Annotated in this window: 15 protein-coding genes and 1 other RNA gene; 7 read left to right on the top strand and 9 right to left on the bottom strand. The window is 65.8% G+C overall.

The genetic code is table 11. The features are described from left to right. Window positions 1-108 precede the first annotated feature (108 nt). The 7 genes from M2339_RS02475 to M2339_RS02445 form a co-directional block, all read right to left on the bottom strand. Window positions 109-432 carry a YbaB/EbfC family nucleoid-associated protein gene (locus M2339_RS02475; RefSeq protein ID WP_264570937.1) on the bottom strand — a complete coding sequence of 108 codons (324 nt, stop codon included), beginning with the start codon at window positions 430-432 and terminating at the stop codon, window positions 109-111. Beyond that, window positions 432-2,186: a DNA polymerase III subunit gamma/tau gene (locus M2339_RS02470; RefSeq protein ID WP_264587612.1), complete on the bottom strand. Its 1,755-nt coding sequence runs from the start codon at window positions 2,184-2,186 to the stop codon at window positions 432-434. Before M2339_RS02470 ends, M2339_RS02475 begins: the two co-directional genes overlap by 1 nt. Window positions 2,187-2,218: 32 nt before the next feature. Beyond that, window positions 2,219-3,127: a DMT family transporter gene (locus M2339_RS02465; protein ID WP_264575311.1), complete on the bottom strand. Its 909-nt coding sequence runs from the start codon at window positions 3,125-3,127 to the stop codon at window positions 2,219-2,221. A gap of 150 nt (window positions 3,128-3,277) precedes the next feature. Further along, window positions 3,278-3,375, bottom strand: an RNA gene (gene ffs / locus M2339_RS02460) — signal recognition particle sRNA small type. Between the two features lie 176 nt (window positions 3,376-3,551). Next, window positions 3,552-3,887: a 2Fe-2S iron-sulfur cluster-binding protein gene (locus M2339_RS02455; protein WP_264587613.1), complete on the bottom strand. Its 336-nt coding sequence runs from the start codon at window positions 3,885-3,887 to the stop codon at window positions 3,552-3,554. Next, window positions 3,884-4,990 carry a cysteine desulfurase family protein gene (locus tag M2339_RS02450; RefSeq protein ID WP_264587614.1) on the bottom strand — a complete coding sequence of 369 codons (1,107 nt, stop codon included), beginning with the start codon at window positions 4,988-4,990 and terminating at the stop codon, window positions 3,884-3,886. The genes M2339_RS02455 and M2339_RS02450 overlap by 4 nt, the downstream gene beginning before the upstream one ends. Then, window positions 4,987-6,039: a cysteine desulfurase family protein gene (locus M2339_RS02445; protein WP_264587615.1), complete on the bottom strand. Its 1,053-nt coding sequence runs from the start codon at window positions 6,037-6,039 to the stop codon at window positions 4,987-4,989. The genes M2339_RS02450 and M2339_RS02445 overlap by 4 nt, the downstream gene beginning before the upstream one ends. A gap of 99 nt (window positions 6,040-6,138) precedes the next feature. Between M2339_RS02445 and M2339_RS02440 the strand changes: the two genes are divergently transcribed. The 3 genes from M2339_RS02440 to M2339_RS02430 all read left to right on the top strand — a co-directional run bounded on the left by M2339_RS02440 (window position 6,139) and on the right by M2339_RS02430 (window position 8,001). Next, window positions 6,139-6,930: a TSUP family transporter gene (locus M2339_RS02440; protein WP_264587616.1), complete on the top strand. Its 792-nt coding sequence runs from the start codon at window positions 6,139-6,141 to the stop codon at window positions 6,928-6,930. Window positions 6,931-7,045: 115 nt separating this feature from the next. Continuing rightward, complete coding sequence (locus M2339_RS02435; protein WP_181560275.1) at window positions 7,046-7,702, top strand: alpha/beta hydrolase; 657 nt, start codon at window positions 7,046-7,048, stop codon at window positions 7,700-7,702. Beyond that, the gene (locus tag M2339_RS02430; protein WP_264570944.1) at window positions 7,702-8,001 is read left to right on the top strand and encodes a putative quinol monooxygenase; all 300 of its coding nucleotides are present in this window, start codon (window positions 7,702-7,704) and stop codon (window positions 7,999-8,001) included. Before M2339_RS02435 ends, M2339_RS02430 begins: the two co-directional genes overlap by 1 nt. 14 nt (window positions 8,002-8,015) lie before the next feature. Here the strand turns inward: M2339_RS02430 and M2339_RS02425 are convergent, their stop codons facing one another. Further along, window positions 8,016-8,897, bottom strand: coding sequence for a DMT family transporter (locus tag M2339_RS02425; protein WP_264570945.1), 882 nt, complete (start codon window positions 8,895-8,897; stop codon window positions 8,016-8,018). Window positions 8,898-9,009: 112 nt separating this feature from the next. Continuing rightward, window positions 9,010-10,797, bottom strand: a complete 1,788-nt coding sequence (locus M2339_RS02420; protein WP_264606140.1) for an ABC-F family ATP-binding cassette domain-containing protein — start codon at window positions 10,795-10,797, stop codon at window positions 9,010-9,012. Between the two features lie 139 nt (window positions 10,798-10,936). Here M2339_RS02420 and M2339_RS02415 point away from each other — a divergent pair, with 139 nt between their 5' ends. The 4 genes from M2339_RS02415 (at window position 10,937) to M2339_RS02400 (ending at window position 14,139) form a co-directional block, all read left to right on the top strand. Further along, window positions 10,937-11,671, top strand: coding sequence for an SIMPL domain-containing protein (locus tag M2339_RS02415; RefSeq protein ID WP_264606139.1), 735 nt, complete (start codon window positions 10,937-10,939; stop codon window positions 11,669-11,671). A gap of 58 nt (window positions 11,672-11,729) precedes the next feature. Continuing rightward, window positions 11,730-12,047, top strand: a complete 318-nt coding sequence (locus M2339_RS02410) for a hypothetical protein (protein ID WP_181560280.1) — start codon at window positions 11,730-11,732, stop codon at window positions 12,045-12,047. 48 nt (window positions 12,048-12,095) lie between these two features. Next, the gene (locus tag M2339_RS02405; RefSeq protein ID WP_181560281.1) at window positions 12,096-12,761 is read left to right on the top strand and encodes a response regulator transcription factor; all 666 of its coding nucleotides are present in this window, start codon (window positions 12,096-12,098) and stop codon (window positions 12,759-12,761) included. 73 nt (window positions 12,762-12,834) lie between these two features. Next, complete coding sequence (locus M2339_RS02400) at window positions 12,835-14,139, top strand: sensor histidine kinase (RefSeq protein ID WP_264588380.1); 1,305 nt, start codon at window positions 12,835-12,837, stop codon at window positions 14,137-14,139. The last annotated feature ends 2 nt before the right edge of the window (window positions 14,140-14,141 follow it).

The raw sequence follows: 14,141 nt of genomic DNA, 5'->3' as shown, positions 1-14,141 counted from the left end.
GATCAATGCATCATATCGTTCAGCCGCGCGCGCATTTCAACGGCGCGAAAAGCTACTGACGGCTGAACTGGTTAAGCGCGGGTAAAAACTATCGCCTTTTTACGCCGATCAGAACGGCATCTTGAAGCCCGGCGGCAGCGGCAGACCAGCCGTCATCTTGCTCATCTGCTCGTTGGCGGCTTCATCCGCCTTGGCGCGCGCATCGTTGAAGGCAGCGACAATCAGGTCTTCCAGCATCGTCTTGTCGGCTGGCACGATCAGGCTCTCATCGACCGAAAGGCCAAGGATGCGGCCCTTGGCGCTCGCTCGCACCTTGACCAGTCCGCCGCCGGACGCACCCTCGACCTCGATGTTATCGAGTTCAGCCTGCGCCTTCTGCATTTCCTCCTGCACCCGGCTGGCCATGCCGAGAATGTCGTTGAGGTCCTTCATCAGCCTTCACTCCTATATTGCTCATCATCCGGGTCCACGAGCCGTGCTCCGGGGAATGCTTCCAGCGCGGCAGCCACGATGGGCGCAGCGCTGATCTGGGCAAGCCGCGCTTCCTTGGCGGCCTGCTCCTGCTCGCGCAGGCTTGGCTGGCCGTGGGCATCCGTCGAGCGGACATCCCAGACCTCGCCCGTCACCTCACGCAACGCCGCCGCTACTTGCCGGGGGAAATCGGCATCGAGCGGCTGGAGGATGCGGAAGGCCAGTTCCGGCGGAGCATAATGCACAAGGCTCACATAATCATGCAGCTCCGCGCTGAGCCGGGCATGGCGCGCCTTGAGCGCCTCGACCATCGCGGCAAAATCCGTCGGCAGCGCTGGCGTTGCCGCTTCCGACTCCGGCTCAGGCGCGGCTGGCGGCGCGGGCGGCGGAGCGCTCGGGGCCGCCTGGGCCGCTTCGCTCAACGTCCCACTGGGCGCAGGGGCCGGCATCGTCGGGCTCACCTGCCCGCCACCGGCACCGTCGCGGATGAGCCGCGCCAGTTCGGCCGGGTCCGGCATGGCTGAGGCGTGGATCAGCCGCAGCAGCGCCATTTCGCAGGCCGCGTGGGGCCGCGCTGCAGCGGCAACCTCGGCATGGCCCTTGAGCAGCAATTGCCACAGCCGATGCAGCACCGGGAAAGACAATTGCTCTGCCCAGCCGGCAATCGCGCCGCGCTCGGCCTCCGGCATGCGGTCGAGGCCAGCGCCACGCCCGGCCTTGGCAGTCGTCGCCGCATGGATGAGATCGAGTAAGGCATTCACCGTGGCGAGCGGCTCGACGCCGAGCGCTTCCTGCTCGCCCAATGTCGCCAGCACCGCCGGCGCATCGCCATCGAGAATCTGGTCGAACAGCCGCCGCGTCGCGCCGCGATCAGACAGGCCGAGCATTTCGCGAACCTGATCGGCCTGCACGAAGGGCCGGCCATCCTCGCCGACCCCGGCATGCGCAATCGCCTGATCTAGGATCGACTGACCATCGCGCGCCGAGCCTTCCGCCGCGGTGGCGATGAGGCGCAGGGCATCGTCCTCGGCGACGACGCCTTCCTTGCCGCAAATCATGCGGAAATTATCGACCAGCAACTCCACCGGGATGCGCCTCAGGTCGAAGCGCTGGCAGCGGGAGAGCACCGTGATCGGCACCTTGTTCACCTCGGTGGTGGCGAACAGGAACTTCACATGCTCCGGCGGCTCCTCAAGAGTCTTGAGCAAGGCATTGAAGGCATTGCGCGAGAGCATGTGCACTTCGTCGATGATGTAGATCTTGAACCGCGCGGAGACGGCTGCGTAACGCACCGCCTCGATGATCTCGCGCACATCATCGACGCCGGTGTGGCTGGCCGCGTCCATCTCGATCACGTCGATATGGCGCCCCTCGGCAATCGCCTTGCACGGTTCGCAGACGCCGCAGGGATCGATCGTTGGCCCGCCCTGCCCGTCCGGACCGACGCAATTGAGTGCCTTGGCGATCAGCCGCGCGGTAGAGGTTTTCCCTACCCCGCGCACGCCGGTCATCAGGAAGGCGTGGGGCAAACGCTCGCGCTTGATCGCATTGGCGAGCGTGCGCACCATCGCTTCCTGGCCGATCAGCTCGGCAAAGGTCTGCGGGCGATAGGCGCGGGCGAGCACGCGATAGGCGGGCGCGTCAGGCGCCACAGCCGCTTGCGGCCGGGGCGGTTCGCCAAGGTCGAAGCCCGGATCGTCTGAGGAATCGGTCATTGCGTTCGTTCTAGCCGCACTCGCGCCGGAAGTTAATGCGCGATCGGGGCGCGGACGGATCGCCGCAGGAAGGGCAGCGCGATGCCAATGAAGATCAGGCCCATACCGGCAAGATGATAGCCATGCAGCGGCTCGTCCAGCAGCAGCGCGGCGAGCAGCGCGCCGAACACCGGCTGCAGGTTGATCACCTGCCCCGCATCGCCCGCGCCGATTTGCTCCACCGCCAGGTTGAACAGGAAGTAGGCGACCAGCGAGGGCAGCAGGATGACATAGGCGACGCCCGCCGCGACGCCGGGCGTCATGATCACCCGCGCATGTGCCAGTTCATAAGCGGACAGCGGCGCCATGCACAGCACGCCGATGAACGCGGTGATCGCCAGAAAGCTCAGCCCGTGGATCTTGGGCCGCAGGCGAAGAAACACCGTGTAGAGCGACCAGAGGCTGACCGCGCACAGCACCAGCAGATCGCCCCGGTTGAACACCATCGAGAACAGGGCCGACGGATTGCCCTGCAGGATGATCGTAAGCACCCCGGCGGCTGCCATGATCACGCCGACCACCTGCATGGCGCGCGGGCGATTGCGGAAGAACAGGAAGTCGAACAGCAGTACCAACGCAGGAATGGCTGCCTGGATGAGCAGGCTGTTCGCCGCCGTCGTATATTGCAGGCCGGAATACATGAAGGCGTTGAAGCAGCCGACGCCGATCACGCCGAGGAACAGAATGATCTTCCAATTGGCTTTCGCGACGGGCCAGTCCTGCCGCAAATAGCGCCAGGCCACCGGCAATGCGATCAGCGTCGCGCCGCTCCAGCGCCAGAAGGCTAGCGTGAAAGGCGGCATTTCCGTGTGGATCGCCCGCGCCACCACGGAGTTGCCGGACCAAAGCAGCATCACCAGCACCAGCATGAGATAGACGATGGTTCGGGATCTGCCGGCCATGAACTCAGTCCTTTCGCGCGCGCCGCTCAGCCACGAAAGCGCGGCCTGCCTATGACGCCATGCCCATGACGCCCTATCCTGCCCCCGGCAAGTCCGCGCGCAGGCCCGCAAGCAGAAGAGCGCTGCAGAACAAGGCGATGACAATGAAGAGGAGGTGGAAGCCGGAACGACCCGCAGCGAATTCGTTGTGGCTGCTTCCGTCAGGACCTGACCAGGTTGGCGAAGACTACGTCCGCCCGACTTCCGCGGCGCATATGGCGGTATGAGGCGGGAAATGCAAGCGGCGCGAGGCCAGCCGTGAGGTCACTTTCCCGTCAATCCCGCCAACGCGGGAATCCAGGAGCGGAAGAGCGGTTCAGCTGGTTCTGGATTCCTTGTTCACGAAGATGACGGAGAACGACGGGAGTGGCCAGCCTGCCCTGCCTCACGCCCCCTGCATGTTCCGACTCTCGGCGGGAATGTGCACGGTCAGCGTCTCCAGCGCGTCACTCAGCACGATTTGGCAGGAGAGCCGGCTTGTCCGAGTGGTGGAGGCGGCCAGATCGAGCATGTCCTCCTCATCCTCGCTGGCGCGGGGGAGCTTGCTGAAGTGCTCCGCGTCCACGATCACATGGCAGGTGGAGCAGGCCATCTGCCCCTCGCAGGTGCCTTCCAGCGGCTGGCCGGCGGCCTGTGCCACATCGAGCAGAATGTCGCCCGCGCTGGCCTCCACTTCCTGCACATGTTCGCCATTGGCGCTGATGAAGCGGACTAAGGTCATGCGGGCACTCCCTGTGCGTCAGCGGCCTGATTGAGCAGGCTCGCGGCTTCTTCCAGATCGGCCATGCTGGTGTAGCGTCCCATGCCGATCCGCACCGAACTGCGCGCCTCTGCATCGCTCAGACCCATGGCCTTGAGCACATGGCTCGGCCGGCCGGACCCGCTCGCGCAAGCAGACCCGAGCGAGACGGCGACAGTCCGTACGTCCGAGATCAGCCGCGCCGCGTCCAGCCCCGCCCGGCGGAGATTGAGATTGCCATGATAGCGCGCCTCCCCGGTGCCATTGAGGTGCCAATCCGCAAACAGCTCCAGCGCGCGCGTCCAGAGCGCTTCGACATGGGCGAGGTCGGCATAGCGGCGCTGCGCCGCCAGTTGCGCGGCCACACCGAAGCCCGTGCACAGCATGGGCGAGAGCGTCCCCGGCCTTACCCCCTGCTCCTGCCCGCCACCATGCATGAGCGGCGGCAGGTCGAGGCCTTCGCGCAGCCACAGCGCGCCCACGCCCTTCGGGCCGTGGATCTTGTGAGCGCTGATCGCGATCAGGTCCGCCTGAGGGGTCGCAAGTCGGCCAAAACCCTGCACGGCGTCGCACAATGTCGGCACGCCAGCCGCGCGCGCGATCACGAACAGCCGGTCGAGTGGCTGCACCACGCCGATCTCGTTGTTCACCTGCATTACCGCAAGCAAGGCGGCTCGCTCATCGATCGCCGCCTCGGCAATCTCCAGATCGACAAGCCCGTCGGCATTCACCGGCACGATCACCGGCTCGAAACCCTCGCGGCGCAAGGCCATCACCGTATCGAGCACGGCGGCATGTTCGGTCGCCACCGTCACCACCCGTCGCCGGCTCTGCGGAGCAGCCCGCGCGGCGCCGATAATGGCCGTGTTCAGCGCCTCGGTCGCACCGCTGGTGAAGATCAGGCGGCCATCCGCGCGGCCCAGCGCATCGAGGATGCGACCCCGCGCCAGTTCGACATCCGCCGCCGCGATGCGACCGATGCGATGCGCGCTGTTCGGATTGCCATAATGATCCATCGCGGCCACCATGGCATCCGCAACCTCCGGCGCCAGCGGCGTGGTGGCCTGGTAATCGAGGTAGATCATCGTCTTGCGTTCCCGTGCGCGATGGCCTGCCACTCAGTGAGAAAATCGTCAATGTCGGCCGCGCACGTGTCATGCCCCATAGTGACACGGATCACCTCGGCGGCCTCAGCCTGCGGCCAACCCATGGCCGCCAACACATGGCTGGTGCGCAAGCTGCCCGACGAGCAGGCACTGCCCGCCGACACCGCAATCCCGGCCATGTCGAAGCGGATGAGCTGCGCTTGCGCGGACACGCCGGGCATTCGGTAGCTGGCGATAGTCGGCAAGCGCGGGGAGGCGTCCGCCACGATCTCACCGCCGGCTGCGAGAATAGCCGCGTTCATCCGCTCGCGCCAACCGGCGACGTCAGCCAACCAGTCGCGCGGAGCTTCCAGCGCCGCCGCAAAGCCTAGCGCCAGCGGCATGGCCTCGGTGCCGGCGCGGTAGCCCTGCTCCTGTCCGCCGCTCGGCGCCAGCAGCGTGAGATCTCGGACCAGAAGCGCACCAATGCCGATCGGCCCGCCCAGCTTGTGCGCGCTCAGGACGATCAGGTCCGCGCCTTGCGGCAGCGCCATCTTCCCGGCCGATTGGCTGCAATCGGCCAGCAGCAGGCCGTTTTGCGCGTGGATGCGCTCGGCGAACGCCTCCAGCGGCTGGATCACGCCGGTCTCGCTATTGACCTGCTGGATCGCGATCAGCGTGCCCTGCGCCATGGCATCGGGCAGGCACACGATCCCGTCATGATCGACCGGCAGCCGGCGATCCTCCGGGATGTGGCGCAGCACAGCATCATGTTCGCTCGCCCCTGCCAGCAAGGGAGACGCCCTTGCGCGCGTCAACGCGATGCCCAGCGCCTCGCTCGCGCCAGCGGTGAACAGCACATGCCCATCCCAATCCAGCGCCTGCGCCACGCGGCGGCGAGCATCCTCCAGCATGGCGCGCGCCTGACGACCGGTGGCATGCGGTGATGAGGGATTGGCCCAAGCATCGAACCCGGCCAGCATCGCCGCGCGAGCCTGCGGCAGCAGCGGTGTGGTCGCGGCATGATCGAGATAGATGCGTCGGCTCATCGCCCCTTCCCTACAGGCCCGTCGCGCCGCGGCAAATGGATTTGCCCTCTGGTGCAATCAGCCATGTTGCGGCGCAGCACAGACCTGATATGCGAAGACATGGATCCCGCTTTCGACATCATCCTGATCCTCATGGGCGTGGCGTTTCTCGCCGCGAGCATCGACGCCATGGCGGGCGGCGGCGGCCTCGTCACCATTCCCGCGCTGCTGGCGGCGGGCATCCCGCCCGTAGCCGCGCTGGCGACCAACAAGCTCCAGAGCAGCTTTGGCACCTGCGGCGCCGTCATCGCCTTCGCCCGGCGCGGACATATCGATTTCCGCCGGTTCGCCTTGCCGGCGCTGGCGTCATTTATCGGCTCTGCGGGCGGCGCGTTTCTGGTGACGCGGATTGTTTCCGGCTTCCTCTCCGCGCTGCTGCCGATGCTGCTGATCGCGATGGTGCTCTATTTCCTGCTCTCGCCCCGGATGAGCGATGAGGACAGGCACAGCCGCTTCGGCCCGCTCGCGCTTATCGTCACAGCGGCGATCATCGGCGGCTATGACGGCTTTTTCGGGCCCGGCACCGGCTCCTTCTTCACCACCGCGCTGGTCGGCCTGTTCGGCTTGGGCCTCATCCGCGCCGTGGCCCATACCAAACTGCTCAATTTCGCCAGCAATTTCTCCAGCGTGATCGTCTTCATCATCGGCGGGCATGTCCTCTGGATCACCGGCCTTGCCATGGCCGTCGGCAGCATCGCAGGCGGGCAATTCGGCGCCTATCTCGCGATCCGCTTCGGCGCCGGAATCGCGCGGCCTCTGCTGATCGTCATGTCCCTCGCGCTCACCACCAAGCTGCTGCTGGACCCAGCGAACCCCCTCACCGCCGCTGCTCTGGGCTGGTTCGGGGGCTGAAGCGGGCGCCCTCCACCAGAAACATTGCGAAAATCGCGCTTCCGCCTATATAAGCGCCCGTCCCGCGTCGTCGGCCAGTCTCGGTCGCCCGCTCCCATTTCAAGTCTCAGGTGCCATGCCCGACGTCATTTTTCCCGGTCCCGAAGGCCGTCTCGAAGGCCGTTTCAGCCCTCCGCCCCGCCCGCGTGCGCCTGTTGCGCTGATCCTGCACCCGCACCCGCAGGGCGGCGGCACGATGAACGATCGCATCACGCAGGCGCTCTACAAGACCTTCGTGAAGCGCGGTTTTGCGACGCTGCGGTTCAATTTCCGGGGTGTCGGTCGCTCGCAGGGCGTGTTCGACAATGGCATCGGCGAGCTCTCCGATGCCGCCGCCGCGCTCGACTGGATCCAGAGCTTCCACCAGGAAGCGCAGACGACGTGGATCGCCGGTTTCTCGTTTGGTGCATGGATCTCCATGCAGTTGCTGATGCGCCGCCCGGAAGTGCGCGGATTCATCTCGGTGGCGCCGCCGGCCAACATGTACGACTTCTCGTTTCTCGCGCCCTGCCCCGCGTCCGGCATCATCGTGCAGGGTGTTAACGATGAGGTCGTCTCGGCCGCCTCCGTGCAGAAGCTGGTCGACAAGCTGCGCACGCAGAAGGGCATCACCATCCATCATGACGAGATCCGCAACGCCAATCACTTCTTCGAGCATGAGCTCGACCAGCTGATGATGAGCGTCGACAATTATCTCGACATGCGGCTGGCCCCGGATTCGCCGATCCGCTGATGCTGATCCTCGCCGGGACCGTTCGCTTGCCGCCGGAGAACCTGCCGGCGGCGCGTCCGGTTATTGCGCGGATGGTCGCAGCCAGCCGCGCGGAGCCGGGTTGCATCGCCTACAGCTTCGCCGAGGATCTCGCGGAACCCGGTCTTCTGCGCATCTTCGAGGTGTTTCGCGACCGCGAGGCCCAGCAGGCCCATGCCGCGAGCCAGCACATGAAGGACTGGCGCGCCACATGGGATAACCTCGGCATCGGCGACAAGCAGATCACCCATTATGAGGTTTCGGCCACCGCGGAGGGCTGACCCCTCCGGTGCGCTCACACTGTTGCGGGCGGAGTCCGGCGGCGGCGCTTCAGCACGATCAACATGCCGGCGCTCCCGATCGTCAGCATCCCGACAATCGCCACCGGATCGGGCACATGCCGGAACACGATCCAGCCCAGCACTGTCGCCCACAGCACCTGCAGATACGTGATCGGCGCCAGCGTCGAAGCCGGGGCATGGCGAAAGGCCGCCGTGAACAGATAATGCCCCACCCCGCCCCACAGGCCCAGCGACGCCAGTAGCGCGCCTTCCAGCAGCGTCGGCATCCGCCCCGCCCAGTAGAAGGGCGCCACCGCGCCGAAGACGAGGCTGCCCACGGCAGCACTGTAGAAGAGCAAAGCGAAGGTCTTCTCGGTCGCCGCCAGCGTGCGGGACATGAGCTGATAGGTGCCATTGAGAATGGCGGCGCCCAGAGCGAGCATGACGCCCACCACATCCAGCCCGCCACCCGGCCGCGCGATCAGCACGACGCCGGTGAGCCCGAGCAGCACGGCGCCCCAGCCCCGCAGCCCGACCTCCTCGCCGAGCAGCAGCCCTCCACCCAGCGCGACCAGCGTCGGCGCGAGGAACATGATCGCCGTCGCTTCGCCGACCGGCATGCGGGTGAGCGCCAGCGCCATCAGCACGGAGGCGCAGGCGAGGCAGCAGCCACGCAACCAGACGAGCGCGGTGCGCGTCGTGCGCACCATCTCCCGCCCGCCGCGCGGCGCCATGACGACGAGCATCAACAAGAGGTTGCCGATGAAACGCGCCGCCACGATCACCGGCGCCTCGAAATGCGCGGTGAGCACTTTCGTGGTCGTATCCAGCGCCGCGAACAGCAGCAGAGCGGCGGCGCAGAGCAGAATTCCACGAATCGGTTGAGTGCTGGTCATCTGAATGCTCGTCGGCGACAACGTCCCCGCCGACCATGGCTGGGCACGTCGAAAATCTTGATCGGGGCGATCTGGTCAAAGACAGCCGAACGCCACGCAACCCTTGCCGGGCTCAACCCTGCAGGGCCTCGACCTGCTCGGCCAACTCCAGCCAGCGCTCCTCGGCCGCATCCTTTTGCGCGCGCGCCTTTTCGATCGTCGCGCTCAACTCGGCGAAGCGCTTGGGATTCTTGGCATAGAGATCGGGGTCGGCGAGCGCGGCTTCATCGCGGGCAATCGCCGCGTCGAGCGCCTCGATCTGACCCGGCAACAGATCATAATCCCGCTGGTCCTTGTAGCTGAGCTTCGCCGCCTTGGGGGGCGGAGGCGCAGCCGGCGTATCCGCCTTCGCAACTGATCGCTTGCCGGCCGCATTGGGCTTTTGGCGCTTGGCTTCCCAGTCCGCATAGCCGCCGGCGATCACATCGATCCGGCCTGAACCATCCAGTCCCAGCGTCACCGTCACCGTGCGGTCGAGGAAGTCGCGATCATGACTGACGATCAGCACCGTGCCGTCATAATCGGCGATCACTTCCTGCAGCAGGTCGAGCGTTTCCAGGTCGAGGTCGTTGGTCGGCTCGTCCAGCACCAGCAGGTTGGATTCGCGCGCGAACTCCCGTGCCAGCAGCAGGCGCGAGCGCTCGCCGCCCGAAAGCGTGCCGATCTTCGCCTCGGCCAGCGAGGGATCGAACAGAAAATCCTTGAGATAGCCGTGGACATGCTTGCGCACGCCGCGCACGTCGATCCAGTCGCCGCCCTCGGCCAGCACATCGCGCACCCTTTTGTCCGGCTGCATCAGCGAGCGTTGCTGGTCGATGACGATGCCGTCCAGCGTCTTGGCCAGCGTGATCGTGCCGCTGTCCGGTTGCAGATCGCCGGTCAGCAGGCGCAGCAAGGTGGTCTTGCCCGCGCCATTACCGCCGACAATGCCAATGCGGTCGCCGCGCTGGATGCGGATCGAGAAATCCTTGATGACCGCGCGGTCGCCAAACTGCTTGGTGACGTGCTCGGCGGTGATCACGCTCTTGGTTTTGGTGTCATTGGCGGTAACCTCCAGCTTGGCGCCGCCCTGCGGGCCGATCATCGCCGCGCGCTGGGCACGCATCTCCCAGAGCTTAGCCAGCCGCCCCTGATTGCGCTTGCGCCGCGCCGTGACGCCGCGCTCAAGCCAGTGCGCCTCAATCTTCAGCTTGGCGTCGAGCTTCTCGGCCGCCCGCGCCTCGTCGGCATAGGCCTTTTCCATCCAGGCCTCGAACCCGCCGAAGCCGATCTCCTGCCGCCGCAGACTGCCCCGGTCGAGCCAGAGCGTCGACCGGGTGAGGCGCGTGAGGAATGTCCGGTCATGGCTGATGACGATGAATGCGCCATTGAAGCGCGACAGCCAATCCTCCAGCCAAGTGATCGCGGCGATATCGAGATGGTTGGTAGGCTCGTCCAGCAACAGGATATCGGGCTCGCTCGCCAGTGCCCGGCAAATCGCTGCCCGCCGCCGCTCGCCGCCCGATGCGGTCGATGCCGCGCGGGAGAGGTCGATGCCGAGTTGGTCGGCAATCGCTTCCACCTCATGCGCCGCCGGCGCCTTGGCGCCAGACGTGGCGAAATCATGCAGCGTTGCGAAGGCGGAGACATCCGGATCTTGCTCCAGCATCACCACATGGCGCCCGGGCACGACCGAGCGCTTGCCTTCGTCCGGCTCCACCGTGCCGGCGATCAGCTTGAGCAGCGTGGTCTTCCCGGCCCCGTTGCGACCGATCAGCGCAAGGCGATCACGCTCGCCGACATGAATGTCCAGACCACGGAACAGCCAGCCGGCGCCCTGGATGAGACCGAGATTCTCGAAGGAAAGAAGTGGCGGGGCCATGGCAAGGCGCTAAAACAGATGCAAGCGGCGGGAGCAAGGGCTGAGGCGCCAGATGAACGGGAAGAAACTCGATGGGTCAGGATGCGTTCAGAAGCTTCAGCCCATTTCTATGGCCATCACACAAAAGGGAAAATGTTCCATGCGTCGTTTGCCAATTCTGCTCGCTGCAACTGCCGCTCTCATGACGCCGGCGATCGTCTCGGCCCAGCCGCAACCGCCGGCACCCCAGGCTGCCAAGGGCCCGCTACTGAGCCTCAGCGTCAGTGAATCGGTGAACAGCGCGCCGGATATGGCGACCATCAACACCGGCGTGCAGACCCGCGCGATGTCAGCGAAGGATGCGATGGCGCAGAATGCCACCCAGATGGACAAGCTGATCGCTGCGCTTGTGAAGGCTGGCATCGCCCGCAAGGACATCCAGACCAGCGGCATCAACCTCAACCCGCAATATGATTATAGCGACCGCACAGATGGCAAAGGTCCGCGCTTCATCGGCTATGAAGCCAGCAACCAGCTCACTGTCGCGGTCCGCAAGCTGGATAGCGCAGGCGATCTGATCGACTCGCTGGTCGCCGCCGGGGCGACCAACATCAACGGCCCGAGCTTTGGCATTGCCGAGCCGGACAAGCTGCTCGATCAGGCCCGCACCAAGGCGCTGAAAACCGCGCACGCTCGCGCAAACCTGTATGCGCAGGCGACCGGCTTCCGCACCGCGCGCCTGGTGAGCATCTCCGAAGGTGGCGGTTTCGCGCCGCCGCCGATGCCGATGATGGCTATGCGCGACTCTGCTGCAGCGGCACCGCAGACCAAGATCGAGCCCGGTGAGATCGCCACCTCGATTTCCCTCAACGTCCAGTATATGCTGGAACCCTGAACGGGGGACAGATGGGACATTCAGCGCTTGTTCAATGCTTGATGGCTAACACGGCATCATGAAACATCTTTCATCCTCTCTTCTGCTCGGCGGGCTGATGGCACTGGCGGCCACCAGCCTCCCGGTTTCGGCGCAGAGCTTTGCGCGGGGCGATGACCAGCGGGCGGCGCGGCGCGCCATGCTCGATGGTGAGGTGATGCCGTTTTCGATCATCAAGCGTCGTGTCGAGCGCGAGATCAGCGACGCCCAATATGTCGGCGTCGCTCCATCCGTTCGCGAAGGCGTGTACCGGATGCAGTTCCTCCAGCAGGATGGCAAGGTCATCTGGGTTGATGTGGACGGCAAGACCGGCAATATCATCGGACGGACGCGCTGATCCGGCCGGATCGCCTGCGCACGCTCCCTCAATCGGAAAGGAAAAGCCATGCGTCTGCTGATCGTCGAAGATGAGCCGACCTTGGGCAAACAGCTCAAGTCCACGCTCGAAGGCGTCGGCTATGCCGTCGACCTGGCGACCGATGGCGAGGACGGTCATTTCCTGGGGTCGACGGAGAGCTACGACGCGATCATCCTCGACCTGGGCCTGCCGGAAATCGACGGCCTGACTGTGCTCGACCGCTGGCGCAAGGAAGGCTCGGCGGTGCCGGTGCTCGTGCTGACAGCGCGGGACAGCTGGTCCGACAAGGTTGCGGGGCTCGATGCCGGTGCGGACGACTATCTCGCCAAGCCGTTCCAGAGCGAGGAACTGATCGCCCGCCTGCGCGCGCTCATTCGCCGCTCGTCCGGCAATGCCTCGTCCGAGCTCATCGCCGGCAGCGTGCGGCTGGATACCCGCTCGGGCAAGGTCACGCTGAACGGCGAGCCGGTGAAGCTGACCGCGCAGGAATATAAGCTGCTCTCCTATCTGATGCACCACAAGGGCAAGGTGGTGAGCCGCACCGAACTGATCGAGCATATCTACGATCAGGATTTCGACCGGGATTCCAACACCATCGAAGTGTTCGTCACGCGCATCCGCAAGAAGCTGGGTGCCGATGTGATCTCCACCATTCGCGGCCTGGGCTACAGCCTGGAGGACCCCGCTGGCTGAACCGCTGCCGCACGGAGCGGAGACGGCGCCCCCGCCAGCCTCCAGCCGCAGCACCGGATCGCTCAGCCGCCGCATTCTCGGCATCTCGGCCATCTGGATCGGCCTGCTGTTGCTCGGCGGCGCGCTGGCGCTCGACCGGGTGCTGGTAAGCACCGTCACGCGCACCTTTGATGACGGGCTATCCTATGTGCTGACCGCCATGATCTCCTCGGCGGAGATCGGCCCGGAAGGCGAAGTGCTGTTTAACCGCCCGCTTGCCGACCAGCGGTTTCTGGAGCCGGCGAGCGGGCTCTATTACCAGATCAGCGGTCAGGGCCATGAAGACTGGCGCTCGCGTTCGCTGTGGGATCGCGCGATCCGCGTCACGCCGGGCATGACCACCAATCCCGGCGAGGGGATGGACAGCAACCAGTTCCCCGACGAGCCACTGCGCCTGATGGCTCGCACCGTAATCCTGCCGGGCAGCAATACGCGGTGGATTTTCATCGTCGCGCAGGCCCGCGAGGGCCTGGACGCGCAGATCCACGCGCTGCGGGCTACGCTGTTCAACAGCTTCGTCATTCTGGGCGTCGGGCTGATCGTATTGGCCGGCTTGCAGGTGTTCTTCGGCCTGCGTCCGCTGCGCCATATCCGCCGCGAAATCGCGCGCATGCGGGATGGCGAGAAAAGCCGCGTAACCGTGCCCCTGCCCCGGGAGGTCCAGCCGCTGGTCGAGGAATTGAACGCGCTGCTCGCCCATAACGAGCAGCAGGCGGAGGAAGCCCGCCGCCACGCCGGCAATCTCGCCCACGCGCTCAAGACGCCGCTGACGGTCGTGATGAACGCCGCGACGGCCCAGTCGCCCGACCTCGCCACCACGGTGGTGCGGGAAACCGGGACGATGCGCCGCCAGATCGACCACCACCTTGCCCGCGCCCGTGCCCTCGGCCGGCGCGGCGCGGCGCAGAGCCGCACATTGGTGTGGCCGAGCCTCGAAGCGGTGGAGCGCGCGGTGGAGCGCCTCTACCCGGACGTCCGCATTGACCGCGACGGCGCGCAAACGGCCGTCGTCCGCGTCGAGCGGCAGGATTTGGACGAGCTGCTTGGCAATCTGGTCGAGAATGCCGCCAAATATGGCGGTGGCAGCGTGTTCGTCACCGTGGTGCACAGTACGCCCTGGGTCGACATTCTCGTGGAGGACGACGGCATGGGCATTCCCGAGGCCGCGCGCGAACGCATCTTCGATCGCGGCGTGCGGCTGGATAGCGGCAAGCCCGGCACCGGCCTTGGCCTCGCCATCGTGCGCGATGTCGCGGAAATCTACGGTGGCTCGGTCACGCTGGACGAGAGCGAGGATCTGGGCGGCCTGATGGTGCGCCTGCGCCTGCCGGCCGGATAAGG

This window comes from Sphingobium sp. B2D3C (assembly GCF_025961835.1).
Taxonomy (GTDB): domain Bacteria; phylum Pseudomonadota; class Alphaproteobacteria; order Sphingomonadales; family Sphingomonadaceae; genus Sphingobium.
The sequence above is the reverse complement of the archived record's forward strand: the minus strand, read 5'-3'. Positions and strand labels throughout refer to the sequence as shown.